The organism is Halorubrum sp. JWXQ-INN 858, from assembly GCF_009806985.1.
In the GTDB taxonomy this organism is placed as follows: Archaea; Halobacteriota; Halobacteria; order Halobacteriales; family Haloferacaceae; genus Halorubrum.
In genome coordinates this window covers 22,792-47,570 of record NZ_WUAX01000016.1, presented here as the reverse complement: position 1 = coordinate 47,570, position 24,779 = coordinate 22,792, and the positions used below count along the sequence as shown (strand labels likewise).

The 24,779-nt window shown below is 71.3% G+C and carries 24 protein-coding genes; 18 read left to right on the top strand and 6 right to left on the bottom strand.

Going from position 1 to position 24,779, the window contains the following annotated elements; genetic code table 11:
* Positions 1 to 29: 29 nt before the first annotated feature.
* A complete protein-coding gene (locus GRS48_RS15445) occupies positions 30 to 839 on the bottom strand; it encodes a redoxin domain-containing protein (RefSeq protein WP_159486914.1) in 810 nt (269 codons plus the stop codon).
* Between the two features lie 278 nt (positions 840 to 1,117).
* Between GRS48_RS15445 and GRS48_RS12190 the strand changes: the two genes are divergently transcribed.
* Both GRS48_RS12190 and GRS48_RS12185 read left to right on the top strand, forming a co-directional pair.
* A complete protein-coding gene (locus GRS48_RS12190; protein WP_159486912.1) occupies positions 1,118 to 1,549 on the top strand; it encodes a universal stress protein in 432 nt (143 codons plus the stop codon).
* 17 nt (positions 1,550 to 1,566) lie between these two features.
* Complete coding sequence (locus tag GRS48_RS12185; protein WP_159486910.1) at positions 1,567 to 2,739, top strand: MFS transporter; 1,173 nt, start codon at positions 1,567 to 1,569, stop codon at positions 2,737 to 2,739.
* 51 nt (positions 2,740 to 2,790) lie between these two features.
* On the opposite strand, the gene GRS48_RS12180 is transcribed toward GRS48_RS12185, so the two are convergent.
* Together GRS48_RS12180 and GRS48_RS12175 are read right to left on the bottom strand one after the other, a co-directional pair.
* Positions 2,791 to 3,756: a malate dehydrogenase gene (locus GRS48_RS12180; protein WP_159486908.1), complete on the bottom strand. Its 966-nt coding sequence runs from the start codon at positions 3,754 to 3,756 to the stop codon at positions 2,791 to 2,793.
* Positions 3,757 to 3,863: 107 nt separating this feature from the next.
* On the bottom strand, positions 3,864 to 4,610 hold the full coding sequence (locus GRS48_RS12175) for an SDR family oxidoreductase (protein WP_394351206.1): 747 nt from the start codon (positions 4,608 to 4,610) through the stop codon (positions 3,864 to 3,866).
* Between the two features lie 307 nt (positions 4,611 to 4,917).
* On the opposite strand from GRS48_RS12175, the gene GRS48_RS12170 reads away from it, so the two are divergent.
* The 4 genes from GRS48_RS12170 (at position 4,918) to GRS48_RS12160 (ending at position 8,029) form a co-directional block, all read left to right on the top strand.
* Complete coding sequence (locus tag GRS48_RS12170) at positions 4,918 to 5,190, top strand: hypothetical protein (RefSeq protein WP_159486904.1); 273 nt, start codon at positions 4,918 to 4,920, stop codon at positions 5,188 to 5,190.
* Positions 5,191 to 5,304: 114 nt separating this feature from the next.
* Positions 5,305 to 6,006: a cob(I)yrinic acid a,c-diamide adenosyltransferase gene (locus GRS48_RS12165; protein WP_159486902.1), complete on the top strand. Its 702-nt coding sequence runs from the start codon at positions 5,305 to 5,307 to the stop codon at positions 6,004 to 6,006.
* Positions 6,006 to 6,290, top strand: a complete 285-nt coding sequence (locus tag GRS48_RS15130) for a hypothetical protein (RefSeq protein WP_200840277.1) — start codon at positions 6,006 to 6,008, stop codon at positions 6,288 to 6,290. Before GRS48_RS12165 ends, GRS48_RS15130 begins: the two co-directional genes overlap by 1 nt.
* Positions 6,287 to 8,029, top strand: a complete 1,743-nt coding sequence (locus GRS48_RS12160; RefSeq protein WP_321168434.1) for a cobyric acid synthase — start codon at positions 6,287 to 6,289, stop codon at positions 8,027 to 8,029. The genes GRS48_RS15130 and GRS48_RS12160 overlap by 4 nt, the downstream gene beginning before the upstream one ends.
* Positions 8,030 to 8,138: 109 nt before the next feature.
* Here GRS48_RS12160 and GRS48_RS12155 read toward each other — a convergent pair whose 3' ends face one another.
* Positions 8,139 to 8,735, bottom strand: coding sequence for an NAD(P)/FAD-dependent oxidoreductase (locus GRS48_RS12155; protein ID WP_159486900.1), 597 nt, complete (start codon positions 8,733 to 8,735; stop codon positions 8,139 to 8,141).
* A gap of 347 nt (positions 8,736 to 9,082) precedes the next feature.
* Positions 9,083 to 10,357: a rhodanese-like domain-containing protein gene (locus GRS48_RS12150; RefSeq protein WP_159486898.1), complete on the bottom strand. Its 1,275-nt coding sequence runs from the start codon at positions 10,355 to 10,357 to the stop codon at positions 9,083 to 9,085.
* A 173-nt stretch (positions 10,358 to 10,530) separates the two neighbouring features.
* Here GRS48_RS12150 and GRS48_RS12145 point away from each other — a divergent pair, with 173 nt between their 5' ends.
* The 5 genes from GRS48_RS12145 (at position 10,531) to GRS48_RS12125 (ending at position 16,319) form a co-directional block, all read left to right on the top strand.
* Complete coding sequence (locus GRS48_RS12145) at positions 10,531 to 11,298, top strand: AAA family ATPase (protein ID WP_159486896.1); 768 nt, start codon at positions 10,531 to 10,533, stop codon at positions 11,296 to 11,298.
* Positions 11,299 to 11,462: 164 nt separating this feature from the next.
* Positions 11,463 to 12,110 carry a hypothetical protein gene (locus tag GRS48_RS12140; protein ID WP_321168491.1) on the top strand — a complete coding sequence of 216 codons (648 nt, stop codon included), beginning with the start codon at positions 11,463 to 11,465 and terminating at the stop codon, positions 12,108 to 12,110.
* Between the two features lie 118 nt (positions 12,111 to 12,228).
* The gene (locus GRS48_RS12135) at positions 12,229 to 12,858 is read left to right on the top strand and encodes a hypothetical protein (protein WP_159486894.1); all 630 of its coding nucleotides are present in this window, start codon (positions 12,229 to 12,231) and stop codon (positions 12,856 to 12,858) included.
* Between the two features lie 332 nt (positions 12,859 to 13,190).
* Positions 13,191 to 15,503 carry a phosphoenolpyruvate synthase gene (ppsA, locus tag GRS48_RS12130; protein ID WP_159486892.1) on the top strand — a complete coding sequence of 771 codons (2,313 nt, stop codon included), beginning with the start codon at positions 13,191 to 13,193 and terminating at the stop codon, positions 15,501 to 15,503.
* A 147-nt stretch (positions 15,504 to 15,650) separates the two neighbouring features.
* Positions 15,651 to 16,319 (top strand): halocyanin domain-containing protein, encoded by a 669-nt coding sequence (locus GRS48_RS12125; RefSeq protein ID WP_159486890.1) that lies wholly within the window; start codon positions 15,651 to 15,653, stop codon positions 16,317 to 16,319.
* A 92-nt stretch (positions 16,320 to 16,411) separates the two neighbouring features.
* On the opposite strand, the gene GRS48_RS12120 is transcribed toward GRS48_RS12125, so the two are convergent.
* On the bottom strand, positions 16,412 to 17,461 hold the full coding sequence (locus tag GRS48_RS12120) for a glycosyltransferase (protein WP_159486888.1): 1,050 nt from the start codon (positions 17,459 to 17,461) through the stop codon (positions 16,412 to 16,414).
* Positions 17,462 to 17,602: 141 nt separating this feature from the next.
* On the opposite strand from GRS48_RS12120, the gene GRS48_RS12115 reads away from it, so the two are divergent.
* The 7 genes from GRS48_RS12115 to GRS48_RS12085 all read left to right on the top strand — a co-directional run bounded on the left by GRS48_RS12115 (position 17,603) and on the right by GRS48_RS12085 (position 24,758).
* Positions 17,603 to 19,510 carry a S9 family peptidase gene (locus GRS48_RS12115; RefSeq protein WP_159486886.1) on the top strand — a complete coding sequence of 636 codons (1,908 nt, stop codon included), beginning with the start codon at positions 17,603 to 17,605 and terminating at the stop codon, positions 19,508 to 19,510.
* A gap of 725 nt (positions 19,511 to 20,235) precedes the next feature.
* Positions 20,236 to 20,655: a cobalamin B12-binding domain-containing protein gene (locus GRS48_RS12110; RefSeq protein ID WP_159486884.1), complete on the top strand. Its 420-nt coding sequence runs from the start codon at positions 20,236 to 20,238 to the stop codon at positions 20,653 to 20,655.
* Positions 20,656 to 21,798: a methylmalonyl Co-A mutase-associated GTPase MeaB gene (meaB, locus tag GRS48_RS12105; protein ID WP_159486882.1), complete on the top strand. Its 1,143-nt coding sequence runs from the start codon at positions 20,656 to 20,658 to the stop codon at positions 21,796 to 21,798. It abuts the gene before it with no gap.
* A gap of 262 nt (positions 21,799 to 22,060) precedes the next feature.
* The gene (locus tag GRS48_RS12100) at positions 22,061 to 22,528 is read left to right on the top strand and encodes a 30S ribosomal protein S15 (RefSeq protein ID WP_159486880.1); all 468 of its coding nucleotides are present in this window, start codon (positions 22,061 to 22,063) and stop codon (positions 22,526 to 22,528) included.
* A gap of 112 nt (positions 22,529 to 22,640) precedes the next feature.
* Positions 22,641 to 23,813 (top strand): exonuclease RecJ, encoded by a 1,173-nt coding sequence (locus GRS48_RS12095; protein ID WP_321168433.1) that lies wholly within the window; start codon positions 22,641 to 22,643, stop codon positions 23,811 to 23,813.
* Positions 23,810 to 24,124 carry a KEOPS complex subunit Pcc1 gene (locus GRS48_RS12090; protein ID WP_159486878.1) on the top strand — a complete coding sequence of 105 codons (315 nt, stop codon included), beginning with the start codon at positions 23,810 to 23,812 and terminating at the stop codon, positions 24,122 to 24,124. The genes GRS48_RS12095 and GRS48_RS12090 overlap by 4 nt, the downstream gene beginning before the upstream one ends.
* Positions 24,117 to 24,758 (top strand): 30S ribosomal protein S3ae, encoded by a 642-nt coding sequence (locus tag GRS48_RS12085; protein WP_159486876.1) that lies wholly within the window; start codon positions 24,117 to 24,119, stop codon positions 24,756 to 24,758. The genes GRS48_RS12090 and GRS48_RS12085 overlap by 8 nt, the downstream gene beginning before the upstream one ends.
* Positions 24,759 to 24,779 lie beyond the last annotated feature (21 nt).

The following is a 24,779-nucleotide window of genomic DNA, read 5'->3' as shown; positions in this document are numbered from 1 at the left end:
TGGCGGGTCTCCATGGTTCGGGTACGGCCTCAGCGGTCCCGGATCGCCCCCTCGATATCGTCGTACGGCGGCGTCTCCGGCCACTCGTCGGCGACCCACGCGTACTCGACCGTCAGGTCCGCGTCGACGAGGAACACCGCGGGCCGCGGCTCCGCGACCCCCGCCATTCCGTCCAGGTCGTGGACGACGTCGTAGGCGGCCGCGACCCCGTTCGACGGGTCGGAGAACAGCGGATACGGCAGGTCGCGGGCCTCGATGAACCGCTGGTGATCGAACGGCTGTGACACCCCGATCCCGACGACGTCGACGTCGGCGTCGTCGCCCCACCCGCGCCCGGCGATCTCCTTCCACCAGTACATCGACTTCCCGCCCCAGTTCAGCGGGTAGAACACGAGCAGCGCCCCGCCGGCCGCGGACGCGATCGACGAGAGCGAGGCGTCCCCCCACGACTCGGCGGTCACGAGCGGACGCGTGAAGTCGGGGGCGGGCTCCCCGACGGTCGGGTGTGTCGACGCGGGAAACTCGACGACCTCGAGCGTCGTGAGGTCGGGTACCGAATCGCCGTCGCCGTACGTCTTCGCGAGGTATTCGAGGATCGCGGCGCTTTCAGGCATCGTCACGCCGGTGTTCGGGTCGATCAACACCGGGACCGACCGCGTCCCCGCCAGCCGGGCGACCTCGTTCCGTCTGCTGTGTTCGCCCGCGACGAACCGGGAGCGGTACGACACGTCGTGGTCGTCGAGCCAGCCGACGACCCGCTCACAGAACGGACAGCCGTGGAGCCTGTACAGCGTCAGCGGTTCCGACCCGTCGCCCTCGGCTGCTGGTTGGTCCGTCATCGCGTGTCCGTTGAACTCCCGTCACCAAAAGCCTCCCCGTGGCGGCGACCGGCGGTTCGGCCTTGCGGAGGTGTTGATCTCCCGTGTCCGGTCGTCGGGCTTCCGTTGAACGGTCGCCGAAGGGGCGCTCGTTGGGCGGTCGCCGAAGGGGCGCTCGTTGGGCGGTCGCCGAAGGGGCGCTCGTTGGGCGGTCGCCGAAGGGGCGCTCGTCGGACGGTCGCCGAAGGGCCGCCCATCGGACACACAGATTAAAGTAGGCATGCGGAGGATCACCGGGTATGTATCACGTGTTAGTCGCCGCCGACACGGAGATGGAGGAGCCGGAGAAGCTCGCCGCGACGGTCACCGAGATCCACGACGCCGGAGCGGACGTCGAAGCGACGGTCATCAACGTCTTCGAGTCGTTCGAGGTCACCGGGGCCGAGAGCGGAACGGTCGACTCCGACGACGTCTTCGACCCCGAGGCGTTCCCGGACACGGTCGTCGCCGTGCGCGACGCGCTTCACGCCGCCGGGATCGACACGTCGGCCGTTCGACGGCACGGCGACGTCGCGGAGGAGATCCTCGCGGCGGCCGACGAGTTCGACGCCGACCTCGTGGTGCTCGGCGGTCGGAAGCGGAGCCCCGTCGGGAAGGCGTTGTTCGGCAGCGTCGCCCAGACGGTGCTCCTCGAGGCCGATCGTCCCGTGATGGTCGCGCGGACCGAGTGAGACGTCGCCCGGACCGAATGCACTGGCGTTACAGACACACCGTCCTCGCGCTCTGTACGTTCGCGTTCTTCGCCACGATGGTCGGTCGATTGGCCGTGAGCCCGGTCGTCCCGCAGATCCGGGCGGACTTCGCCATCTCCAACACGGTGATCGGGGTCGCGTTGACCGGAATGTGGCTGTCGTACGCGCTCGCACAGTTCCCCAGCGGTGTCCTCGGCGACCGGTACGGGGAACGCGCGATCGTCCTCCTCGCGGTGGGCGGGACCGGCGTGATGAGCTTCCTCGTCGCGATCTCGCCCGGATACGCCGTCTTCGTCGTCTGCGTGGTCCTCCTCGGCGCGTTCGCCGGCTTCCACTACAGTACGGCCACCGCGCTGCTGTCGCGCACGTACGACAACATCGGGACCGCGATCGGCGTCCACACGATCGGCGCACCGGCGGGCGGGCTGCTCGCGCCGATCGCCGCGGCGTGGATCGGCGTCCGGTACGGCTGGCGGCCGGCGGTCGCGATCGGTACCGCGGTCGCCGTCCCGGCGTTCGTTCTGTTCGCCCTCGCCGTCCGCTCCACGGAGCCCCAACGCCCCGATCAGCCGATGCGGGAGCGGTTCCAGGCCGGCCCCGTCGTCGAGCTGCTCTCGCGCCCGCCGATCCTGTTCACGGCCGTGATCGCGTCGGTCGGCGCGTTCGTCTGGCAGGGGACCGCGTCGTTCCTCCCGACGTTCCTCATCGAACACCACGGGCTGTCGTCGACGACGGCCGGGGTCCTCTTCTCGTCGTACTTCGTGGTGCAGGCGGTCGTCAAGCCCGCCCTCGGCTGGCTCTCCGACGGGTACGGTCGGGACCTCGCGATCGCGGTCAGCCTCGGAACGAGCGCCCTCGGGATGGCGCTTTTCGTCGTCGCCCCGGGGATCGTCGGCATCGGCGTGGCGGTCGTCTCGATCGGGATCGGGCTCGGCATGGCGGTGACCGTCGAGCCGCGGTTCATGGACGAGCTCTCCGAGCGGGAACAGGGGGTCGGCTTCGGCGTCGTCAGGACGGTGTACCTCGTGATCAGCTCGCTCGGGTCGGTCGTCGTCGGGCTCCTCGCCGACGCCGCCGGCTGGGCCGCGGCGTTCTGGGTCCTCGTCGCGCTGTTGGTCGCCGTCCTCTGTGCGCTGGTCGTCAACGCCGCCTTCGATCTCGGGTACTAAACCGGCGATCGGCGGCCATCTGAGATCTCTCTCGGTTGATCCGCACGTCGATCAGTCCGCGCCGCCCGCCACGTCGGCGCGGATCGCCTCGGCGGCCGCGCGGAGCCCCTCCCGCTCCGTGTCCGGGAGGTCCCACTCCACGACGCGGTCGATCCCGTCGCGTCCGATCTCGACCGGGACGCTGAGACAGACGTCCTCGAGGCCGTACTCGCCCTCGAGCGGGGTCGACACGCAGAGGGTTCCGTCGCCCTCGATCCCGCCGTCGAGGACCGCGCGGACGAGCCGGGCGACGCCCTGTCCGGTGACCCATCGCGAGGTCTCCTCGGCCCCGCGTAACGCGATCACGTCGTAGGGGACGTCCCTGATGTAGTCCACGACGGTTTCGCGTTCGCTCGCCGTCAGCGTCGCCGGCTCGTCGTCGATCGTCAGCCGCGAGAACAGCGGGAGAACGTGTTCCCCGTGTTCGCCCGCGACCGGGCAGTACACCGAACTCGGTGGGACGTCCCGGAGGCGGGCGATCCGGTCGGCCGTCCGCGCGGTCTCGGACAGCGAGTAGCCGATCACGTACGACCGGTCCCACCCCGTCTCGCGCCAGATACGGTACGCGATCCGATCGACCGGGTTGCTGACCACGACGACCGGGATCGGGTCGTGCTCGCGCAGCAGCGCCGCGACCTCGCCGGCGAGTTCGAGGTTCCGGTCCAGGAACGCGGCCCGACCGCCGCGCTTCGCGGAGTCGTCCGGCCGGGGGACGCTCGCGGCCACGACCGCGAGGTCCGCGTCCGCGATCGCGTCGGCCGCGGACGGTCCGGACCCGACGGACCCCGTCGGCCCGTCCCGACCGAACTGCGGGAGCTGGGTGAGCGCCCGGCCGTGCCGGACGTCGATGGCGTGGCCCGTCGCCGCGTCCTCGTCGACGTCGACGAGCGTGAGATCGAGGTCCGGTCGTTCGACCGCGAGGGTGTACGCCGTCGTACTGCCGACGGTTCCGGCACCGCCGATGATGGCGACTTCCATGTGTCACCCACGATGTGAGGGGTTCGCTTAAGGATACGGATGGAAGAAACGGTTGCATCCGCCGCCCGTCCATCTGTCGCCCGTCGAGCGCCAACCGCCCGCCCCGCTCAGAACCCGGTGAACTTGTCGCGCCGGTACAGGTTCAGCTCGCTCACCGTGTCAACGCGGTCCTGCTGGACCGCGAACCGGATCGCCTCGGCGATCGCCGTCGGATCGGTCACCTCGCCCTCCTCGAAGCGTTCGGTGGCCGGCGCGCCGCGCTGTGACCCGAACTCCGTCCGGACCTCGGAAGGGTTGATAACGGACACCGCAACGCCGTCCTCGCCGACCTGTCCCTGGAGGCTGTGTGCGAACCCCCGCGTCCACCACTTCGTCGCCGCGTACACTGGGTTCGCCGCCCGGGGATACTGGCCCGCGAAGCTTCCGACGAACACGACCACGCCCCGCGTCTCTCGGAGGTGCGGGAGCGCGGCCCGCGTCGCGTAGAACATCCCGTCGGTGTTCACCGCCATCATCCGTCGGTACTCCTCGTCGGCCATCGACTCGACGTCGCCGGCGTGAGCCATCCCGGCGTTGTTGACCAACACGTCCAGCGATCCGTGCTCCGCGACCGCCGTTTCCACGAGCCGATCGACGTCCTCACGCTCGGTGACGTCGGTTCGAACCGGCGTCACCGCGACGCCGTGGTCGTCCCGGAGCGTCGCGGCGATCGACTCGAGCCGTTCCTCGCGTCGCGCGCCGAGGACGAGGTCGACCCCCGCCGACGCCAGCGTGTGTGCCGTCGCCTCGCCGATCCCCGCGCTTGCGCCGGTAACGACCGCCGTGAAACCCTCGATAGTGCGCATGGCTCCCATGTCGCGGAGTGAAGACAAATCGTTTCGGGTGGTTCCTCTCGACGCGAACTATCTGATCGGTGTCGATAAGGAAATAAATCAGAAAAATTATCAGTATTGAACAATTATGATACGTAGCGTTGACGCCGATCTATGCATTTAGATCCGCTTAATGAGTCTAAAAGACTGATTTCAGCCCGATCAACTAGAATCGCATAGGACTATTTGAAAGACAGTTTTTGATATAGTATATATCTTTGATATAGGGCGGACCAATCCCGACGAACGTGTCCGACGGTTTTTATACACCGGCGGATAATGGGCTGCTATGGCAGACGATGGCACGGACGGGCCGATGTCGGCCGATGAGTTCGGCTCGTTGACCGACGGGTTGGTGCGACAGAGTTCCGGCGGGGGAACGACCGTTTATAAGAACGCGGCCGGCGTCGGCTGTCCGAACCCGGACTGTGACGACGGCACCTTCCAGACCCTGTTCGTCAGCGACCACGGCTGGCAGCGGATCGGGGCGACGCGCGACGGGATCAACCTCTGTCTGTGTAACACGGACTCGAAGCGGCTCGTGTTCATCCACGACGAATAGCCCCGACGCTCGTACCCTCACCGCCTCGTACCCTCACCGCCTCACACCCCCGCCGCCTCCGCGTAGGCGACCGGAGACCTCCCGATTCAAGGGCCCTCACACCAAGGAACACGCATGAGCGACGGGACACACGACGAGCGACGAGAGCGGGCCCGCGATCGCGACACGCCCGGCGGCGGGGTCACGCCGGCGGACGACGCCATCGAGGCGAGCGCTCCCGCCGAGTTCGGCCTCGTGCAGGTCTGGTGGGGCGACGGCAAGGGGAAGACGACGGCCGCGCTCGGGATGGGCGCGCGGGCGGTCGGCCACGGCCACCGCGTCCACATGCTGCAGTTCATGAAGGGTGGCGCGGACTCCGTCGAGTCGGTCCGCGGCGAGTACAACGCGATCGCGGCGCTTCCCGGCTTCTCCTACGAGAACACGGGCCACTACGGGTGGCACGGGATGGCGGACGGCTCCGCGGACGACGACCACGAACGGAACGCACGGGCCGGGCTCGAGCGCGCCCAGGAACTGATCGACGCCGCGGGGGACGCCGATCTCGACGCGGCGCTGCCGCTCGAGGGCGACCCCGACGACGGGATCCACATGCTGATCCTCGACGAGGCCCTCTACGCGGCCGACCGCGGGCTCATCGACCCGGCCGACGTCCTCGACCTGATCGACCGCAAGCCGCCGGGCCTCGAACTCGTCCTGACGGGGAGCCACGAGGAGCCCGCCTACCTCGCCGACGCGGCCGACCTGATCACCGAGGTCGGCAAGGTGAAACACCCGATCGACGCGGGACAGCGCGCCCGCAAGGGGACGGAGTACTGATGTCGGGTCGGGACGCGGACGACTTCGACGCCGCGGCCGAGCTCTACCGGCACCTCCGAGCGACCGAGGAGCGACCGGTCGAGCGGGAGGCGGGCTGGCACCTCGGGGAGGCACAGGCGCTCGCGGCCGAGATCGCGACCGACGACGGTCTGGACCCCGAAACGGTCCGCGAACGGGCCGGGAGCGTTCGCGAGCTGCTCGACGGCTTCGAGACGACCGGGGACGGAACGGCCGACGACCACGTCGACGCGGCCCGCGAGCTGGCGTCGCGGCTCGCGCGGTGACCGCTCCGACCCTCGCCCCCGGCGACGCTCGCACGCTCCTCGTCGCCGGCACCGCCTCGCACGTCGGCAAGTCGACGGTCGTCGCCGGGCTCTGTCGGCTCCTCTCGGACGCGGGCGTCGCCGTCGCCCCGTTCAAGGCACAGAACATGTCGAACAACGCGCGGGCCGTGCCGACGTCGGGCGTCGTCCCGGAGGACGGCTCGCGGGACGCCGCGGAAGACGGTTCGGGTGACGGCTTCGGCGAGATCGGCGTCTCCCAGTACGTACAGGCCCGTGCCGCGCGCGTGCCGGCGGAGACGGACCACAACCCCGTCCTCCTGAAGCCCCGCGGCGAGGGGGAGAGCCAACTGGTGGTCGACGGGAGGGCGGTCGCCCACTACGCCGCGGGCGGCTACTACGACGCCCACTGGCACGACGCGCGCGACGCCGCCGTGGCCGCACACCGTCGGCTCGCCGCGGACGCCGACGTCGTCGTCGCGGAGGGCGCGGGGTCGATCGCGGAGATCAACCTCCACGACCGCGACCTCGCCAACGTCGAGACCGCCCGGTTCGCGGACGCGGACGTGCTGCTCGTCGCCGACATCGAGCGTGGGGGCGTCTTCGCCTCGCTCGTCGGGACGCTCGAGCTCCTCCCCGAGGACCTCCGCGACCGCGTCGTCGGCGCGGTCATCACCAAGTTCCGCGGCGACGTCGCCCTGTTGGAGCCCGGGCTCGATGCGTTCGAGGCGCGGACGGGGGTGCCGGTCCTCGGCGTGATCCCGTACGACGACCCCGGGCTCCCCGAGGAGGACAGCGTGGCGCTCCCGGCCGCGGGCGAGCGGGCGGTCCACGGCGCGGACGACGGCGTCCCGGACGGGCGAGCGGTCACCGTGGCGGTCCCGCGGCTGCCCCGGATCTCGAACGCGACGGACCTCGAACCGCTCGCGGCCGAGCCCGGCGTCCGGGTCGCGTACGTCCCGCTCGAGGACGATCTTCGGGGGGCGGACGCGGTCGTCCTGCCGGGGACGAAGAACACCGTCGACGACCTGCTCGCCTGCCGCGAGGCCGGGTTCGACGACGCGCTCCGCGGGTTCGACGGCCCGATCGTCGGGCTCTGTGGCGGCTATCAGCTGCTCGGCGAGCGGATCCGGAACGCCGGCGTCGAGAGCGCGGTCGCCGACGGCGACGCCCCCGACCCCGTCGTCGAGGGGATCGGCCTGCTGCCGGTCGAGACGACGTTCGACGCCGACAAGCGGGTCGTCGCGACCGAGCTGCTGTTCGACTCGGACGCCGGCGGCCCGTTGAGCGGACTCGACGGGGAACGCTCCGGGGACGTCCCGGTCTCCGGCTACGAGATCCACATGGGGGAGACGCGACCCGCCGGAGACGCCGGCTCGTCGAGTGGGGCGGAAGCCGACCGCTCGGGCGACGCGCTCTCGATGCCTTTTAAGGCCAGGGACGGGGCTGGGCGCGGGACCGAGGGGCGCTCGGGCGTCGCGCTCGGCGCGGCGACAGACCGGGTGATGGGAACCTACCTCCACGGCCTGTTCGAGAACGATCCCGTTCGCTCGGCCTTTATCAGCCACCTGCGGGAGCGAACGGGGATCGAGCGGCCGCCCGAGCGGACCGGCGGCGACGGCACCACGCCGTACGACCGCGCCGCGGACCTCCTCCGCGACCACGTCGACCTCGCGGCGTTAGAGCTCCCGATCGGCGACGATGCGGAGGGCCTCTCCGATCGGGACGGGGCTAGTTCTTAAAAGGTGGAACGGGGCCAGTTCTTAAAAGGCGGAACGGCGTCGACCGGCCGACGGGTCAGTCGGTGGCGGACCGGTCGGTCGTCCGGCCGTCCGACCGTTGGGGGTGACGCTACTCCTCGTCGGCCATCCCGCCGAAGACGGCGGTCGCGTCGGCGGGGACGTCGAAGTCGTGGTAGCGGTCGCCCTTCTCTTTCGACAGCACGTTCAGCGCGGCGGCCGCGCCGTCGCCGGCCGCGATGACCGCCTGCCACTCCTCGACGCGGACCATCGCGCCCGTGGCGTACGCGTTCGGAACGCTCGTCTCCATCGTGACGCCGACGTCGACGACGTCGTCGTCGAACGCACAGCCGAGCGACTCCGCGAGGTCGCGCTTCGCGCCGGTCGCGAGCACGACGTACGACCCGGTGTACTCGTCCTCGGCCGTCTCGACGACGAAGCCGTCGTCGGCCGTCGAGACGTCCTCGACCGCCTCGCCCTGTCGGCGTTCGACGCCGAAGCTGTCGACCTGCGCTCGCGCCGTCTCCATGAACGCCGAGCCGTCGACGGAGCCGATGCCCAGGTAGTTGAACAGGTGGGCCTTGTGCATCCACGTCGAATCCGTATCGAAGAGGAGGGTGTCGAGGCCGTTCTTTCGTGCGAAGAGGGCAGCGCTCAGGCCGGCGGGGCCACCGCCGACGACGATCACGTCCGCGTGAGTGTCACTCATCGTTCGATCGATCGGTCGCCAGCGATAAGTATCCCCGAGTAACGGGCACGTCACCCCGTGACGATCGTGGTTTGACACGGGGCCGCACGCGCCGATCGGTGCCGGGCCGACGGCGGCCGCCGCCGTGCGACGGCGGGCGCGCGAGAACCGTCACGGACGGAGTCGGAGCCGCATACGGCACCACAGCCTCGGACCTCCCCAGCCTCGACCGGGGAGCCGCCGGAAACGGCTCGGCGGCTCCCCGGTCTCCCTCGCGCGCGTTCCTCGCGCGCGCCGGACGACCGAACGCCGTTTAAAACCCGTTTTTGGTTTAAAGGTACCCGACCGTCCGTATGAGTCCCCCCGCGTCAGTCGTCGGCGTTCGATTCCGGCGGGGCCTCGGCGGCACAGCGGTTCGGGCCGAGCTCGAGTTCGATCGCGGCCGTCTCGTCCTCGGGGGCGTCGACGCCGCGGTTCGCGGCGATGATCGCGGCGTAGTTCGGCGGCTTCTCCGGCAGCGTCGCGGTGATCCGGTCGACGAACGCCTCGCGGTCGAGCCCGAGCACGTCGATCCCGACCCGCGCGTCGCCGACGGTCGTCACCACCGGCTCCCCGGGGACGGCCCCGCCGGTCGTCCCGTCGCTTTCGACGGTGAAGTGGCCGGGCAGCACGACGACGTCGTCGGGCTCCGCCAGCAGCGTGGCGTGCAGCGAGTCGTACAGCTTCCCGGCTCCGGCGGCCGCTGCCGCCGCCTCCGCGTCGGCGTCGGCCGCCTCCGTGTCGGCGTCGTCCGCCGCGAACTGGAGTTCGGTCCGGCCGACCCCCTCGGTGAAGAGGGTGTCGCCGGTGAGGACCGCGGAGCGGCCGACGAGGTAGCTCGCCATGTCGTCGGTGTGGCCGGGGGTCGCGAGCGCCTTCACGTCGACGCCGCCGACGTCCAGCGCCTCGTTGCGCGCGATCGGCTCGAACCCGTCGGCGACGTCGCGCGCCGCCGCGGCCGCCGGGAGGTAGTACGGGACGCCGAGGTCGTCGGCGAGCGCCCGCCCGCCGGAGAGGTGGTCCGCGTGGACGTGCGTGTCCAGGACGCCGACGATCGCCGCGTCGAGGTCCTCGGCGGCCCGCCGCCACTCCGCGCCGTGTCTGGAGACGTCGACGGCGACGGCGGCGCGGCGGTCCGCGTTCCCGTCCTCGCCCGCCCGCTCGGACACGCCGCCGACGATCAGGTAGCCGAGACAGCCCTTCGCGCGGCGCTGGACCTGGATGACGTCGAGCGGCCCCTCCTCGACGTCCGGGAGCGGCACCGCGACGCGGTCGTACACCCCGGACCAGCCGTGCATCCCGTCCTCGACGACCGTCACGTCGTCGTAGCCCGCGGTCGCGAGCGCGTCGGCGAGGTCGGTTGAGGCCTTCCCGACCGCACACATCGTGACGACGGCGTCGTCTGGGCCGAGCCCGGTCTCGCGCTCGAACGCCTCGACGTCGAACTCGTGGAACGGTTTGTAGAAGTAGTGGAGGGCATCGGCGACCCGCCAGCCCTCGTAGCTCTCCGCCTCCCGCGTGTCGACGACGGTGAACGACCGCTCGCCGCGGCGGCGCTCGTCGACCATGTCGCGGAACGTCTCTGCGCTGACGACGGTGACCATACGGATCGATCGGCGGCACCGAACAAAACGGTGCCCCCGCCGGGACGACGACACCGCACCACGCCTCGATCGCTCCGGTCACCACGACCACAAGGTCGTCGTCGTCGACCGCGACCCCAACCACGGCGATCGGATGGACAGTTTTTAAGTCGCCGACGCGGCGACTCCCGGGCATGGTTGAGGCGTTCGCCGTCGCCAGCGGCAAGGGCGGCACGGGCAAGACGACGAGCACGCTAGCGCTCGGGATGGCGCTGTCCGCCGAGCACGACGTCACCGTCGTCGACGCCGACACGGGGATGGCGAACCTGCTGTTCCACGCCGGGCTCGACGACGCGGCGGTCACGCTCCACGACCTCCTCGTCGAGGGCACCGCGACCGACGTGGCGGAGGCGACGTACGAGCGGTTCGGGATGTCGGTCGTTCCCTGTGGCACGTCGCTGGCGGCGTTCGAGGCGGCGGACCCGGCGCGGCTCCGCGGCGTCGTCGCCGACCTCGCGGGCGACACGGACGTGCTCCTGTTGGACTCGCCGGCCGCGCTCGGCTCGAAGTCGGCGGTGCTCCCGGTGGTGTTGGCCGACCGGACGGTGATCGTCGTCGAGCCGACGATCCCCGCGCTCTCGGACGGGCTGAAGGTCCAGGAGTACGCCCGCTCGTACGGCACCGAGACGGCGGGCGTCCTCTTCAACAAGGTCCGCGGCGACGTCGCCGACGTCGCCGACCGGGCCGGGCGACACTTCGGCGGACCGACGCTCGCGCAGGTCCCCGACAGCGACGCGGCCCGCGCGGCACGGCGCGCCGGCGAGCCCCTGCTCGCACACGCCCCGGAGAGCCCCGCCGCCGTGGCGTACCGACGCGCCGCGGACCGGCTGGACGTCCGCGACGGGGACGGCGACCGGGTCGCGGATCGGTTCTCCAGCGCCGTCGTCCCCGACACGCCATGAGGCGGGGGCCGGGCAGTGACGTCGGACCGAGCGAGGACGGCGGGAGAGCCAGTGGCGACGGGAGAAGGGGCGGCGACGGGCGGGGCGGTGGTGACGGGACGAGGAGCGGCGACGGGTGGGGCGGTGGCGACGACACGAACGATGGCGACGAGGCGGCCCTCCACATCCCCCGGGGTGACCTCCTCAGGTCGCGGGTCGTCTCCGACGCGTCGACGCCGCTGTCGACGGCGCTCGACAGGGAGCTCACCGGCTACGCGACGATCGTGCCGCAGGCGACGCTGCTGCTCTCGGCGGAGGCCCGCGGCGTCATCACGTTCGCGGACGGCGTCCCCGTGTTGGCGTACAACACCGTCACCGACAACGGGGGCGCGGACGCCCTCGCCGAGCTGGCGGTGCCGGGCCCCCACCGCGTCGAGCTGTACGCCGTCGACGCGGCGGCGCTCGACGCCGCCCACGAGGCCGACGCCCTGCGGGTCACCCCGGGCAGCGTCGCCACCGAGCTCGCGGACGACCCGGCGCTCGCCGACCGGACCCGCGAGGCCGCGCCCGACGACCGGGCGACGGCGGACGACGGCGACGACGCCGACGCGGTGGCGGCGTTCCTCGAGGACGACGACCGTATCGCGGCGATCCGCGAGCAGGCCCGCGAGGAGGCACGCACCCGCGCGGCCGAGTGGGGCTTCGACGACGCGCTCGCCGACGATGCAGTCGTCGACGACAGCGGGGGCGACGGCGTGCTCGCTAACGACAGCGGGGGCGACGGCGTGCTCGAGGACGGCAGCGAGCGCGACCAACCAGCGGATCGGTTTTGACGACGGAGCCCGTAACGGACCCATCACGGTCCTTCGTCTCCTCCGGCTGACGGCCCCCGCGGACTTCGCCGAGTGGTACGCCGCGAGCCGGGGGTATACCCGGCAGGTCGCGGACGGAATGGGGTTCCGCGGGGCGGACGCCCTCGACGGCGAGGCGATCGCGGCGCGGCTCCGCGCGGACCCGACGTCGCTGTCGCGTCCGGCCGCACGGTCCGTCGGGGCGACGCTGCTCGCCGACGGGGCGTTCTCGGAGCCGTACTGCGAGTGGATGCCCCTCTGGTACGAGCTCGCGCTGCTCGCACCGGTCCGGTACGGCGAGTGGCGGCTGCGACGCGTGGCCCGCACGGTCGCCGGGGCCGCCGGCGTCACGGTGTCCGCGCCGCGGTTCTCGCGCCCCCGCGACGTGGTCGTCGACGGGCGACCCGCGCTCGAACGGCTGTCCGGATTCGTGGACCGGTTCCTGGCCGCGGCGGCGCTGCTTCACCTGGAGTGGTTCGTTCACGCCGCGGTCGCCGACGGGATCGAGGTCCCGTCCGCCCTCGTCGACCGGACGCGACGGGAGTCGCTCGCGTACTACGCCGGCGACGCCGACCGGCTCTCCCCGACGGTCGCGCGGTTCCAGCGGCTGCTGTTCGCCGACGACGCGTGGGCCCGGGACGTCGACGAGGCGTACGGCCTCGACAGCCGGCTGTTCGGCCTCTGGGAGCGGCTGCTCCGGGACGAACGTCGACGGCTCGAAGGGCTGTAACGGTCGGTGAGCGCCGGCAGCGCCGGCGGTTCGGTCGTCGGTGCTCACCGACGATAGCCGGATCTGTTACGGCTTCTGTAACACGTTACGACACCCGAACCTCGAACGGCGAATAAGTATAGGTGCCACCGACGCCTCCGAACGGCTGCGAACCTTTCCGTTCGGTTCGTCGCCCTGCGACGACATCGGCCCTCTCTTTCGACACGCAACCGAGGAACGGTCGGCCGTTTCAGCGGTGTTCGGATCGACCACTCGAAGCCGAGTTATCTTTTATTCGCCACCGTTCCGGTCGGAAGCTTCATACGTTGGCTCGCGGATTTTCCGGATACACGATGGCAGTACTCTGGCTGGACGAAGTCGACGCCGACGACATCGACACCGTCGGCGGCAAAGCGGCCTCGCTGGGCGAGCTCATCGGCGCGGGCCTCCCGGTGCCCCCCGGGTTCGTCGTCACCGCAGGCACGTATCGAGCGTTCATCGAGGAGGCGGGGATCGACGACGAGCTGTTCGAGGTCGTCGACGTCGACCCCGAGGACTCCGCGGCGCTCCGCGCGGGAGCGGAGGCCGCCTCGGAGCTGATCATGGGGACCGACTTCCCGGAGTCGGTCCGCGAGGAGGTCCTCGAGAGCTACCGGTCGATGGGCGAGGACGGCACGGAGGCGTTCGTGGCGGTCCGTTCGTCCGCGACCGCCGAGGACCTCCCCGACGCCTCCTTCGCCGGCCAACAGGACACGTACCTCAACGTCCGCGAGGCGGACCTGCTCCGCCGGGTCAAGGAGTGTTGGGCCTCGCTTTTCACCCAGCGCGCCATCTACTACCGCCAGCGCAAGGGGTTCCCCCACGACGAGGTCGACATCGCCGTCGTCGTCCAGCGCATGGTCGACGCCGACACCTCCGGTGTCATGTTCACCAGCCACCCGTCGACGGGCGAGCCGCGACTCATCATCGAGGCCGCGTGGGGGCTCGGCGAGGCGGTCGTCTCCGGCACCGTCTCCCCGGACAACTACGTGTACGACCGGAGCCGCGGCGCCGTCGACGACGTCACCGTCGCCGACAAGAAGGTGATGATGATCAAGGACCCGGAGACCGGCGAGACCGTGGAGGTCGACGTCGACGACGACCGCCGGACCGAGCGCGTCCTCTCCGACGAGCAGATCGAGGCGTTGGTCGCGCTCGGCGAGCGGGTCGAGGAGCACTACGGGGTCCCGCAGGACGTCGAGTGGGCGATGTACGAGGGCGACATCTACATGCTCCAGTCGCGGCCGATCACCACCATTCAGGAGTCGTCCGGGGGGGTCGCCGCCGGGGCCGCCGGGGCCGCCGGGAACGGCGACGCCAACGCCGCAGATACCGCCGACGCCACGGCGGACGTCCTCGTCCACGGGCTCGGCGCGAGCCCCGGGATCGTCTCCGGAGCGGTCCGGATCGTGACGAAGCTCGACCACCTCGACCAGGTGCAGGAGGGCGACATCCTCGTCACCGAGATGACGATGCCCGACATGGTCCCCGCGATGAAACGCGCCGCCGGCATCGTCACCGACGAGGGCGGGATGACGAGCCACGCGGCGATCGTCTCCCGCGAGCTCGGCGTCCCCGCGGTCGTCGGGACGGGCACGGGGACGCGGGACCTCCAGAACGGGCAGCCGATCACCATCGACGGCGACAAGGGCACGATCCGCGCCGGGGCCGACGAGGACGCCCAACCGGCCGAGGAGTTCGAGCCGGTCGAGGCGGCGCGCCCGCAGACCCCCGTCAAGCCGATGACGGCGACGGAGGTGAAGGTGAACGTCTCGATCCCGGAGGCGGCCGAGCGCGCGGCGGCGACGGGCGCGGACGGCGTCGGCCTGTTACGGATCGAACACATGGTGTTGACGCTCGGGAAGACCCCGGAGCAGTACATCCGCGACCACGGTGCGCGCGCGTACCAGGACGAGCTCGTCGAGGGCGTTCGCGGGGTCGCCGACGAGTTCTACCCCCGACCGGTCAGGGTCCGGACCATCGACGCGCCGACCGACGAGTTCCGCGAGCTCGAGGGCGGCGACGACGAGCCCGTCGAGCACAACCCGATGCTCGGCTGGCGCGGGATCCGTCGGAGCCTCGACAAACCGGACGCGTTCCAACAGGAGCTCGCGGCGTTCGCGCGGCTGTTCGACATGGGCTACGACAACATCGAGCTGATGTTCCCGCTGGTCAACGACGCCGCCGACGTCGAGGGGGCGAAACGGCACATGAACGAGGCCGGCATCGACCCGGAGCAACACACGTGGGGCGTCATGATCGAGACGCCGGCGAGCGCGCTGCAGATCGAGGAGCTCGCGGCCGCCGGCATCGACTTCGCCTCCTTCGGCACCAACGACCTCACCCAGTACACGCTGGCGGTCGACCGGAACAACGAGCACGTCGCCGACCGGTTCGACGAGCTCCACCCCGCCGTGTTGACGCTCATCGGCGACACGATCGCGACCTGTCGCGAGCTCGGCGTCGACACCAGCATCTGCGGGCAGGCGGGCTCGAAGCCGGAGATGGCCGAGTTCCTCGTCGAGGAGGGGGTGTCGTCGATCTCCGCGAACATCGACGCCGTCCGGGACGTCCAACACGAGGTCAAACGCGTCGAACAGCGGCTGCTGCTCGACTCAGTTCGGTAACGCCCCACTCGAATCGACGCGGGGTCGGCAAACGGTAAGCGATGAACGCACGGCGGTCCGATTTTCCCGCGAACCGGCCGGCCGGACGCCGGCCGATCCGCGGGCGGAACCAACATATTCACTACAGGCGGTCACCAACCCGCGTGTATGAGCACGGACGACGTCTCTCGGCGCACGTTCATGCGGACCGCCGGCGGCGCTGCGGCGGCCGCGGGCGCGGCGACGGCCGCATCGGGAACGGTGGCGGGTCAGGACGACGAGGACGACGAGAACGGGGAGGACGACGGAAACGGCGGCGGGGACGTCGCCCCGGACTGGCCGAGCGCGGCCGAAGGGAACCTCGGGACGTACGAGGACGCACGTGGACAGGACGAGGTGACGGTCATGGTCGGCGCGGACGACGACGGCCTCGCGTACGATCCGACCCTGCTGTGGGTCGACCCCGGCACGACGATCACGTGGGAGTGGACCGGGAACGGCGGCGGCCACAACGTCGAGACGGTCGACGGGCCGGCCGACCTCGACAGCGAAGTCGTCGACGAGGAGGGGTTCACCTACGTCTACGAGACGAGCGAGGACGACGAGGGGATCACCCACTACCACTGTGCGCCCCACGACGGCGTCGGGATGCACGCCGGGCTCGCGGTCGGCGACGACGTCCCCACGGTCGACGTCGGCGGCGGCGGCGGCGCAGGTGCGGTGTTCGTCCCGCAGGGCGCTCGCGCGCTCGGGATCGCGACGTTCATCGCGATGGTGAGCACGCTCGGGCTCGCGTTCCTCTTCATGAAGTACGGCGGCACGATCACCCAAGAGTGACGTCCGCCCCGGCCTGAAGGTCGGCACGCGCCACTGGCGCGTTCGTTTTCTCGTCGCACGACGGCGACTCGTCGGGGTCGCTGCCCCGAGCGCTACTCGTCGCCGCGGACCACGCGATAACAGTCGAGCTGCCGGTCCAGCACGGCCGCGTGGTCGTACGCGTCGAAGTCGTGGTCGACCGTTCGGCGCTCGAGGTCGCCGACGGCGACGATCGCGTCCGCGAGCTCCGCCGGGCTGGTGACGAGCCGTCCGCGCTCGCGCCCCTCGAGCAGCTCGTGGGCGCTGGAGTCGGCCTGGTACTCCACGAGCCCGACGCAGCCGCACGCGAGCGCCCACGCCAGCTCCGTCGCGAACGTCTCCCACGTCGCGGTCGCGGCGACGACGTGGGTCCCCTTGAATATCCGGACGCGCTCCTCGAGCGGCAGGTCGCCGAGGAACGAGACGCGGTCGTCGATCCGGAGGTCGCTCGCGGTCGCCTCGATCCGGTCGCGCTCGGGGCCGTCGCCGATGACGGCCGCGGTCCAGTCGCGGCCGCGGAGCTCCGCCAACGCCAGGAGGAACGTCTCGACGTTGGCGTGACGGTCGAGGCGCCGGGAGTAGACGGCGTCGAACCGGTCGTCGACGCCGGCGGACGCGACGAGGTCGGCGTCGATGCTTCCCGGGACGACCCGGACGGCGTCGCCGTCGGCACCGTGTTCGCGGACCCGCGTCTTCGTCGTCCGCGACGGCGTCGTGACGGCGTCCGCGGCCCGCGCGAGCGGTCCGTACCGCCGCGGGTCGTCGTCCGGGTGGTCGCGCCACCAGTCGACGACGACGGGCGCACGCGCGATCCGCCCGCCGACTATCGCGGCGATCCCGGCGGTCGGCGGGCTGTTCACGGCGTGGACGACGTCCGGGCCACACCGACGGACCGCGGTCGGGAGCTTCGCGGCGAACGCCGCGGGGACCGGGTCGACGACGACCGACCGGTAGCGGATCCCGTCCTCCTCGAACGTCGCGTGGTCGCCGCCCCACCAGCGCGCACAGAGCCACGTCACGTCGTGTCCGCGGTCGGCGAGGTCGGCGGCGAGACGCCGCGTTCGGTCCCGGGCGGGCGTGGAGCCGTGGCCGGGCGTGAAAAGCGAGGCGAACGCGACACGCATACGCGGAACCGATGGGTGGGGTCGGTAAAAAGACACGGCATCGGGTCGGCGGGCGCGTTTCGCCCGTTCCGGTTCCATCACGCCCGTTCACCCACCCATTCCACCAGAAACGGTTTCCGGTCGCGCGTGGGATCTATGCGTATGCACCAGTACGACATCGAGCGCTACCTCAACGTTCGCAGCGCCGGCGGGGCGGACCTCGGCCCCGACGGGCGGCTCTCGTTCCTGTTGGACACGACCGGTACCCCGCAGGTGTGGTCGCTCGAGGGGCCGGTCGAGTGGCCCGAACAGCACACCTTCTCCGAGGAGCGGGTCACCTTCGTCGACTCCTCGCCCGAGCGCGCGGAGGCGGTCTTCGGGATGGACCGCGGCGGGAACGAGCGCGCCCAGCTGTACCGGCTCGACTTCGGGAGCGGACGGGTCACGGACCTCACGCGCCGCCCCGACGCCAAACACCGGTGGGGGGGCTGGGACGGCGACGGCGAGCGCTTCGCGTTCACCTCGAACCGCCGCGAGAACGCCGTCTTCGACGTGTACGTACAGGACCGCGACGGAACCGACGGCGACGCCGAGCGGCTGTACGAGGGGGACGGGTGGCTCTCCGTCGCCGGGTGGTCACCGAGCGACGACCGCCTGATCGTCCACGAGGCGGGCTCCTCGTTCGACCACGACCTCTACACGCTCTCGGTGGCGACCGGCGAGCTGACACACCACACGCCCCACGACGGCGACGTCCGGTACGGGAGCCCCGAGTGGGGCCCCGACGGCGAGTCGATCTACCTCGTCACCGACCGCGACAGCGACGCCCTCCGGCTCGAACGGCTCGACCTCTCGACGGGCGGGTTCTCCGTCGTCGAGACGGTTCACGGTGATGAGGGCGAACGCGACGTGGCTCCCGGGGGCGGCGGGAGCGACGAGGACGACGAAGGGGCCCGAGACGACCGGGACGCGGCGTCCGACGGGGAGGGGCCGTGGAACGTCGACGGGGTCGCCGTTCACGAGGACTCCCGGCGCGTGGTCTACTCGCGCAACGTCGACGGCTACACGGAGATCACCGTCGGGGAGCTGGTCGGGCCCGACCGGATCGACGCGCTGCCCGCGCCCGACCTCCCGGACGGGATCGCGGGCGGGGTGAGCTTCGGTCCCGACGGCGACCGGTTCGCGATCACGGCGACGGGCAGCACGGCGACCGCCGACGTCCACGTCGTCGAGACGACGACCGGCGCGACGGAGCGCTGGACCGCGGCGTCCACGGCCGGGATCCCGCCGGACACGTTCATCGAGCCCGAGCTCGTCCACTACCCGACGTTCGACGGCCTGGAGATCCCGGCGTACTTCTCCGTGCCGGAGACGGAGCCGCCGGCGGCCGGCTACCCCGTGATCGTGGACATTCACGGCGGGCCCGAGTCACAGCGCCGGCCGTCGTTCTCCCCCGTGAAACAGTACCTGTTGAACCACGGCTACGCCGTCTTCGAGCCCAACGTCCGCGGCTCCGCGGGGTACGGGAAGGCGTACGCCGCGCTCGACGACGTCGAGAAGCGGATGGACTCCGTCGCCGACGTCCGCGCCGGCGCGGAGTGGCTCCACGACCACCCGGAGGTCGACCCGGACCGACTCGTCGCGATGGGCGGCTCGTACGGCGGCTTCATGGTGTTGGCGTCGCTGACGGAGTATCCGGAGCTGTTCGCCGCCGGGATCGACATCGTCGGGATCGCGAACTTCGTCACGTTCCTCGAGAACACCGGCGACTGGCGGCGGTCGCTCCGCGAGGCCGAGTACGGTTCCCTGGCGGACGACCGGGAGTTCCTCGAGTCGATCTCGCCGATCAACCGGATCGACCGGATCGCCGCGCCGCTGTTCGTGCTCCACGGCGCGAACGACCCGCGCGTGCCCGTCAGCGAGGCCGAGCAGATCGTCGAGCGGGCCCGCGAGCAGGACGTGCCAGTCCGCAAGCTCGTCTTCGACGACGAGGGCCACGGCTTCTCGAAGCTCGAGAACCGCATCGAGGCGTACCGGTCGGTCGTCGACTTCCTCGCCGAGCACGTCTGAGGACGGGGACCGGCGGTCGACCCCACCGCGCGGATCACGTCGCACGGATCACGCCGCACGGCCCACGTCACACGGATCACGCCGTGCGGACCACGCCCCGCGCGTCCGACCGAGTTTATAAGTCGCTCTCTCCCGCCACAACCGAGGTTGTAATCCGTCCGTGGATCGGACGGTCCGTTTATAAGGGCCGATGCTTGCGACCGAGCGTCGCAGTCGTCCATCCGCCGCTCGTCGCAGTCCTCGCTCATCCGACACTCCTCCCCCGACACGGCCGTCCCACGTCGGCGCGCGCGAGCAACGCGCGCGAGGGAGGCAGGCGGGCCGCCGCCGGGCGGGAGCCGGCGGCGGCCCGCCTGCCGAGGCTGGGGAGGAGTGAGGTCCACGCTCGGCCGACCGCCACGCCGACGCCGCTCCATTCCCGCCCTGACGTGTCCGACCTGACGTGTCCGACCCCCCGTCCGGATTTATAAGGCACTCCGGCTCACTGTCCCGTCGTTTATAAGCGCACCTGGGCCCGTCCCGCTGTTTATAAGGATAGCTCGAAACGGCTCCCGCGACGGCGACGCTAACCGCGCCACCGACGCCACCGACGCCAACCACGCCACCGACGCCACCCACACCGATCACACCAATCGCGCCGATTCCGCCCTTCCCACCGCTCGCCGCACCGTCCCGCCCCGCGGGCCGCCGGTAGAATGAAACGTCGCGCCGACCCACGTCCCCGTATGAGCGCCGAACAGGAGGGGCGGACCATCCGCTGTCTGGTCGCGAAGGTCGGGCTGGACGGCCACGATCGGGGTGCACACGTGATCGCCCGGGCGTTCCGTGACGCGGGCTTCGAGGTCGTCTACTCGGGGCTCCACCGCGCGCCCGACGAGATCGTCCAGGCGGCGGTCCAGGAGGACGTCGACGTGCTCGGGATCTCGATCCTCTCGGGCGCGCACAACACGCTCGTTCCGAAGGTGATCGAGGGGCTCAAAGAGTACGGCGCGTTCGAGGACACGCTGATCCTCGTGGGCGGTATCGTCCCCGACGACGACACGGCCGCGCTCAAGGAGCTCGGCGTCGCCGAGGTTTTCGGCCCCGGCACGCCGATGTCGGAGACGATCGAGTTCGTCCGGGCGAACGTCCCGGACCGGGCGTAGATGGCCGGGGAGCGGCGCGAGTCCAGCGCCGACGCCGACCTCGTGGCGGGGATCCTCGACGGCGACCAGCGCTCGCTCGCGCGGACGATCACCCGGATCGAGAACCGGTCGCCGGGCTACCGGGACCTCGTCTCCGCGCTGCACGAACACACCGGCCACGCCGACGTGATCGGGGTGACGGGCGCGCCCGGCGCGGGCAAGTCGACGCTCGTCGACAAGCTCGCGGCCGCCTACCGCGACCGCGGCGACACGGTCGGGGTCGTCGCCGTCGACCCCTCCTCGCCGTACACCGGCGGCTCGGTGCTCGGCGACCGCATCCGGATGGCGTCGAACGTCGGCGACATGGAGGTCTTCTTCCGGTCGATGAGCGCGCGCGGCCGGCTCGGCGGGCTGTCGACGGCGACCGCGGACGCCGTGAAGGCGCTCGACGCGTTCGGCAAGGACGTGGTGCTGATCGAGACCGTCGGGGCCGGACAGAACGAGGTCGACGTCGTTCGCGCGGCGGACACGGTCGCCGTCCTCGTCCAGCCGGGCTCGGGCGACGACGTCCAGACGCTGAAGGCCGGGATCCTCGAGATCGGCGACGTGTTCGTCGTCAACAAGGCCGACATGGACGGCGCGGAGCGGACCCTCGCCGAACTGGAGGAGATGGTCCACCTCCGCGACCGCCCGACGCGGGGGCTCGACACGGCCCATCACGGCGCCGGAGCCGTCGGCCACGCGGACGTCGACGGGAACGGGGACGACGCCGACGGCAACGTGGCCCACGGTGACGAGGGCAACGTGGCCCACGGTGGCGATGGTGGGGACGACGCGGACACCGCCGAATGGACCCCGCCCGTCCTCCGCACCGTCGGCACGACCGGCGAGGGCGTCGACGAGCTGATCGCAGTGTTCGACGCACACGCCGCCCACCTCCGGGATTCCGGCGAGCTGGCGCAGGCCGAGCGACGGCGCTACGCCGAGGAGATACGGACGCTCGTCCGGTCGGACATCGGCGCGCTCGCGGCCGCGGAGATCGAGCGCCGGGGCGGGATCGAGGCGCTCGCCGATCGCGTCCGACGGCGGGAGACCGATCCGTACACCGTCGCCGACGAGGTCGTCGCGCCGATCGCGGCGTGTGTCGACGCCGCGGAGGAGTGATCGGCGGGGCCGAGGAGTGATCGGCGGGGCCGTCAGCTACACAAGAACACCCTTAAGAGGGGCGACGGTGACCGATCGAACGGGAACAGCACAGCTGCAAATCCGACCCGCCGGGGACGTTTCGCCCACGGCTTGGGATTGTAGCAGTGCGCCGACGTCTCCCGCTACGCGCTCGCGATGCCGGCGTTCACCGGCGTCTCGACAGCCGCGCGGCGCGGAGGCCCGGTCACGTCTTGTGGTTGTGCCGTTCCAATTTCAACCAATGGCACGAATGCACACGCGCCGTCGCGGTTCGTCCGGCTCGGACAAGCCGGCGACGGACGAGAACCCGGAGTGGAGCGACGTCGACGCCGAGGACATCGAGTCCCGCGTCGTCGAACTGGCGGAGCAGGGCCACGACCCCAGCGTCATCGGCCTCAAGCTGCGCGACGAGGGCGTCAAGGGCGTCCCGGTCCCGGACGTGAAGTTAGCCACCGGCAAGAAGCTCACCGAGATCCTCGAGGAGCACGACGCCGGTACCGACCTGCCCGAGGACCTCCGTAACCTGATGGCTCGCGCGGTCCGCCTGCGCGAGCACATGGAGGAGAACGGCCAGGACTACCAGAACAAGCGGGCGCTCCAGAACACGGAGTCGAAGATCCGCCGCGTCGTCAACTACTACCGCGGCGATCAGCTCGACGAGGAGTTCACGTACACCTACGAGGACGCGGCCGAGCTCCTCGAGGAGTAACGAGTAACGCGACACGCGCCGACGCCACATCGCCACGGCGAACCGTTACGCAACGAGACCGACCGCCGCGACCGACCGCCCACCGACACCCCACGACAACCCACGACAACCCGTGACCGAGACCACCGCCGCCGCGCCAGCACCCGACGCGCTCGCCAGCGTCCTCGCCGACGCGCCGTTCGTTCGGCTCGTCGCGACGGACGACGGCGACGCGCTCGCGGCCGCCGGCACGCTCGCCCGCGCGCTCCGACAGCGTGCGATACCGTTTCAGGTCCGCGTCTCGCGAGACCCCGTCCCCGACGCGACGGACGACGACGTCGTCGTCACCGTCGGGTCGGCGGCCGGCCCGCACGCGATCCCTGCGACGGGCCGGCCGGCGAGCACGACCGCGTTCGCGGTCGCCGCGGCGCTCGGCGTCGCTCCCGACCCGGTGCTCCCGTTGGCGGGCGTCGTCGCGGCCGGATCCGTGCCCGGCACGGACGGCTCCGGCGACGCGCTCGAGGCGGCCGAACGCGCGGGACTCGTCGATCGGCGGCCCGGCGTCGCGGTGCCGACCGCGGACCTCGCGGACGGCCTCGCCGCGTCGACGCTGATCCGAGCGCCGTACTCCGGCGACCCGGAGTCGACACGCGCCGCGCTGGCGGACCTCGGGCTGCCGGCGACGCTCGACGACGACGCTCACCGACGCCTCGCGTCGCTCGTGGCCGTCGACGTCGTCGCCGCGGAGTCCGCCAGCGAGCGGGCCGCCTCGGCGGTCGAACGCGCGCTCCGGCCGTACGCGACGGACGGCGACGCCGCCCCGTTCGCGACGGTCGGCGGCTACGCCGACGTCCTCGACGCGCTCGCGCTCGAATCGCCCGGCACCGGCGTCGCCCTAGCGCTCGCGGCCGACCCGGACCCGCCGGCACGGACCGCGGCGCTCGACGTCTGGCGGACCCACGGACACGAGACACACCGCGCGCTCGACGCGGCGACGATCGGCCGATACGACGGCTGCGTCGTCGCCCGCGTCGAGGCGTCTGCGACGACGCTCCCGACGGCCGCCCGGCTGATCCGGGACTTCCGGTCGCCGGAGCCCGTCGCGATCGCGCTCGAGGAGGCCTCGGGGGCGATCGCGGCGGCGGCGATCGACGGCGTCGGCGGGACCGGCCTCGGTGACGCCTGCCGCGCGGCCGCGACCGCGGTCGGCGGGGACGGCTGGGGGAACGCGACCCGCGGCGGGCTCGTTACCGACGGCGACCCGACGGAGGCGCTCGCGGCGCTCCGGGAGGAACTCCCGCGATGACCGAGACCGAGGCCGACCGTGTCGCGACGCTCCGGACGACACACGCGGACGCGCCGCTCGTGGCCGCCGCGCTCGCGCCGGACGACACCGACTCCATCGCGGCGCGCGTCGACGGGGACACGATCACGTGTACCGTCACGCGGCCGACGACGGGCGGGCTCCGGTCGACGGTCGACGACTACGTGGTGAACCTGCGGGTGGCGGACCGCGTCATCGCTCGTGCGCGGGCGCACCGCGACACGGACGCATCGAACACCGACGAAGACACAGACACCGACACGACACCGACACGACACACGACACATGAGTGAACGATCAGTATCCAAGACGAGAGGACAGAAGCGCTGGTACTCCGTGCTAGCGCCCGAACAGTTCGACCGCGCCGAACTCGGCGAGACGCTCGCCGAGGAGCCCGACCAGGTGGTCGGTCGCACGATCACGACGACGCTCGGCGATATCACCGGCGACTCCGGCGCGAACAACACGAAGCTCACCTTCAAGATCACGAACGTCGGCAGCGACACGGCGTACACCGAGTTCATCAAGTACGAGCTGACGCGCGATTACCTGCGCTCGCTCGTCCGCCGCGGCGCGTCGAAGGTCGAGGCGTCGATCACCGTGCTGACGACGGACGACCACCGCATCCGCGTCCAGCCGGTGGCGCTGACGACGAAGAAGGCGGACCGCTCACAGGAGAAGGCGATCCGCCGCGTCATGATCGACAAGGTCCACGCGGCCGCCGAGGACCGCACCTTCGAGGCGTTCGTCGACGCGATCGTCGACGGGAACCTCTCGTCGGCCATCTACGCCGACGCGAAGACGATCTACCCGCTGCGCCGCGTCGAGATCCAGAAGCTGACCCTCGAGGCACGGCCCGAGGAGGTCGCCGCCGAGGAAGAGGCGGCCGTCGACGTCGACACCGACGACGTCGCGGTCGACGAGTAGCCGCGACGCCGCCACCGATCC

Coding starts and splice junctions, on each gene's coding strand:
- GRS48_RS15445 (WP_159486914.1), bottom strand. CDS start 839: ATGACGGACCAACCAGCAGCCGAGGGCGACGGGTCGGAACCGCTGACG.
- GRS48_RS12190 (WP_159486912.1), top strand. CDS start 1,118: ATGTATCACGTGTTAGTCGCCGCCGACACGGAGATGGAGGAGCCGGAG.
- GRS48_RS12185 (WP_159486910.1), top strand. CDS start 1,567: ATGCACTGGCGTTACAGACACACCGTCCTCGCGCTCTGTACGTTCGCG.
- GRS48_RS12180 (WP_159486908.1), bottom strand. CDS start 3,756: ATGGAAGTCGCCATCATCGGCGGTGCCGGAACCGTCGGCAGTACGACG.
- GRS48_RS12175 (WP_394351206.1), bottom strand. CDS start 4,610: ATGGGAGCCATGCGCACTATCGAGGGTTTCACGGCGGTCGTTACCGGC.
- GRS48_RS12170 (WP_159486904.1), top strand. CDS start 4,918: ATGGCAGACGATGGCACGGACGGGCCGATGTCGGCCGATGAGTTCGGC.
- GRS48_RS12165 (WP_159486902.1), top strand. CDS start 5,305: ATGAGCGACGGGACACACGACGAGCGACGAGAGCGGGCCCGCGATCGC.
- GRS48_RS15130 (WP_200840277.1), top strand. CDS start 6,006: ATGTCGGGTCGGGACGCGGACGACTTCGACGCCGCGGCCGAGCTCTAC.
- GRS48_RS12155 (WP_159486900.1), bottom strand. CDS start 8,735: ATGAGTGACACTCACGCGGACGTGATCGTCGTCGGCGGTGGCCCCGCC.
- GRS48_RS12150 (WP_159486898.1), bottom strand. CDS start 10,357: ATGGTCACCGTCGTCAGCGCAGAGACGTTCCGCGACATGGTCGACGAG.
- GRS48_RS12145 (WP_159486896.1), top strand. CDS start 10,531: ATGGTTGAGGCGTTCGCCGTCGCCAGCGGCAAGGGCGGCACGGGCAAG.
- GRS48_RS12135 (WP_159486894.1), top strand. CDS start 12,229: ATGGGGTTCCGCGGGGCGGACGCCCTCGACGGCGAGGCGATCGCGGCG.
- ppsA (WP_159486892.1), top strand. CDS start 13,191: ATGGCAGTACTCTGGCTGGACGAAGTCGACGCCGACGACATCGACACC.
- GRS48_RS12125 (WP_159486890.1), top strand. CDS start 15,651: ATGAGCACGGACGACGTCTCTCGGCGCACGTTCATGCGGACCGCCGGC.
- GRS48_RS12120 (WP_159486888.1), bottom strand. CDS start 17,461: ATGCGTGTCGCGTTCGCCTCGCTTTTCACGCCCGGCCACGGCTCCACG.
- GRS48_RS12115 (WP_159486886.1), top strand. CDS start 17,603: ATGCACCAGTACGACATCGAGCGCTACCTCAACGTTCGCAGCGCCGGC.
- GRS48_RS12110 (WP_159486884.1), top strand. CDS start 20,236: ATGAGCGCCGAACAGGAGGGGCGGACCATCCGCTGTCTGGTCGCGAAG.
- meaB (WP_159486882.1), top strand. CDS start 20,656: ATGGCCGGGGAGCGGCGCGAGTCCAGCGCCGACGCCGACCTCGTGGCG.
- GRS48_RS12100 (WP_159486880.1), top strand. CDS start 22,061: ATGGCACGAATGCACACGCGCCGTCGCGGTTCGTCCGGCTCGGACAAG.
- GRS48_RS12090 (WP_159486878.1), top strand. CDS start 23,810: ATGACCGAGACCGAGGCCGACCGTGTCGCGACGCTCCGGACGACACAC.
- GRS48_RS12085 (WP_159486876.1), top strand. CDS start 24,117: ATGAGTGAACGATCAGTATCCAAGACGAGAGGACAGAAGCGCTGGTAC.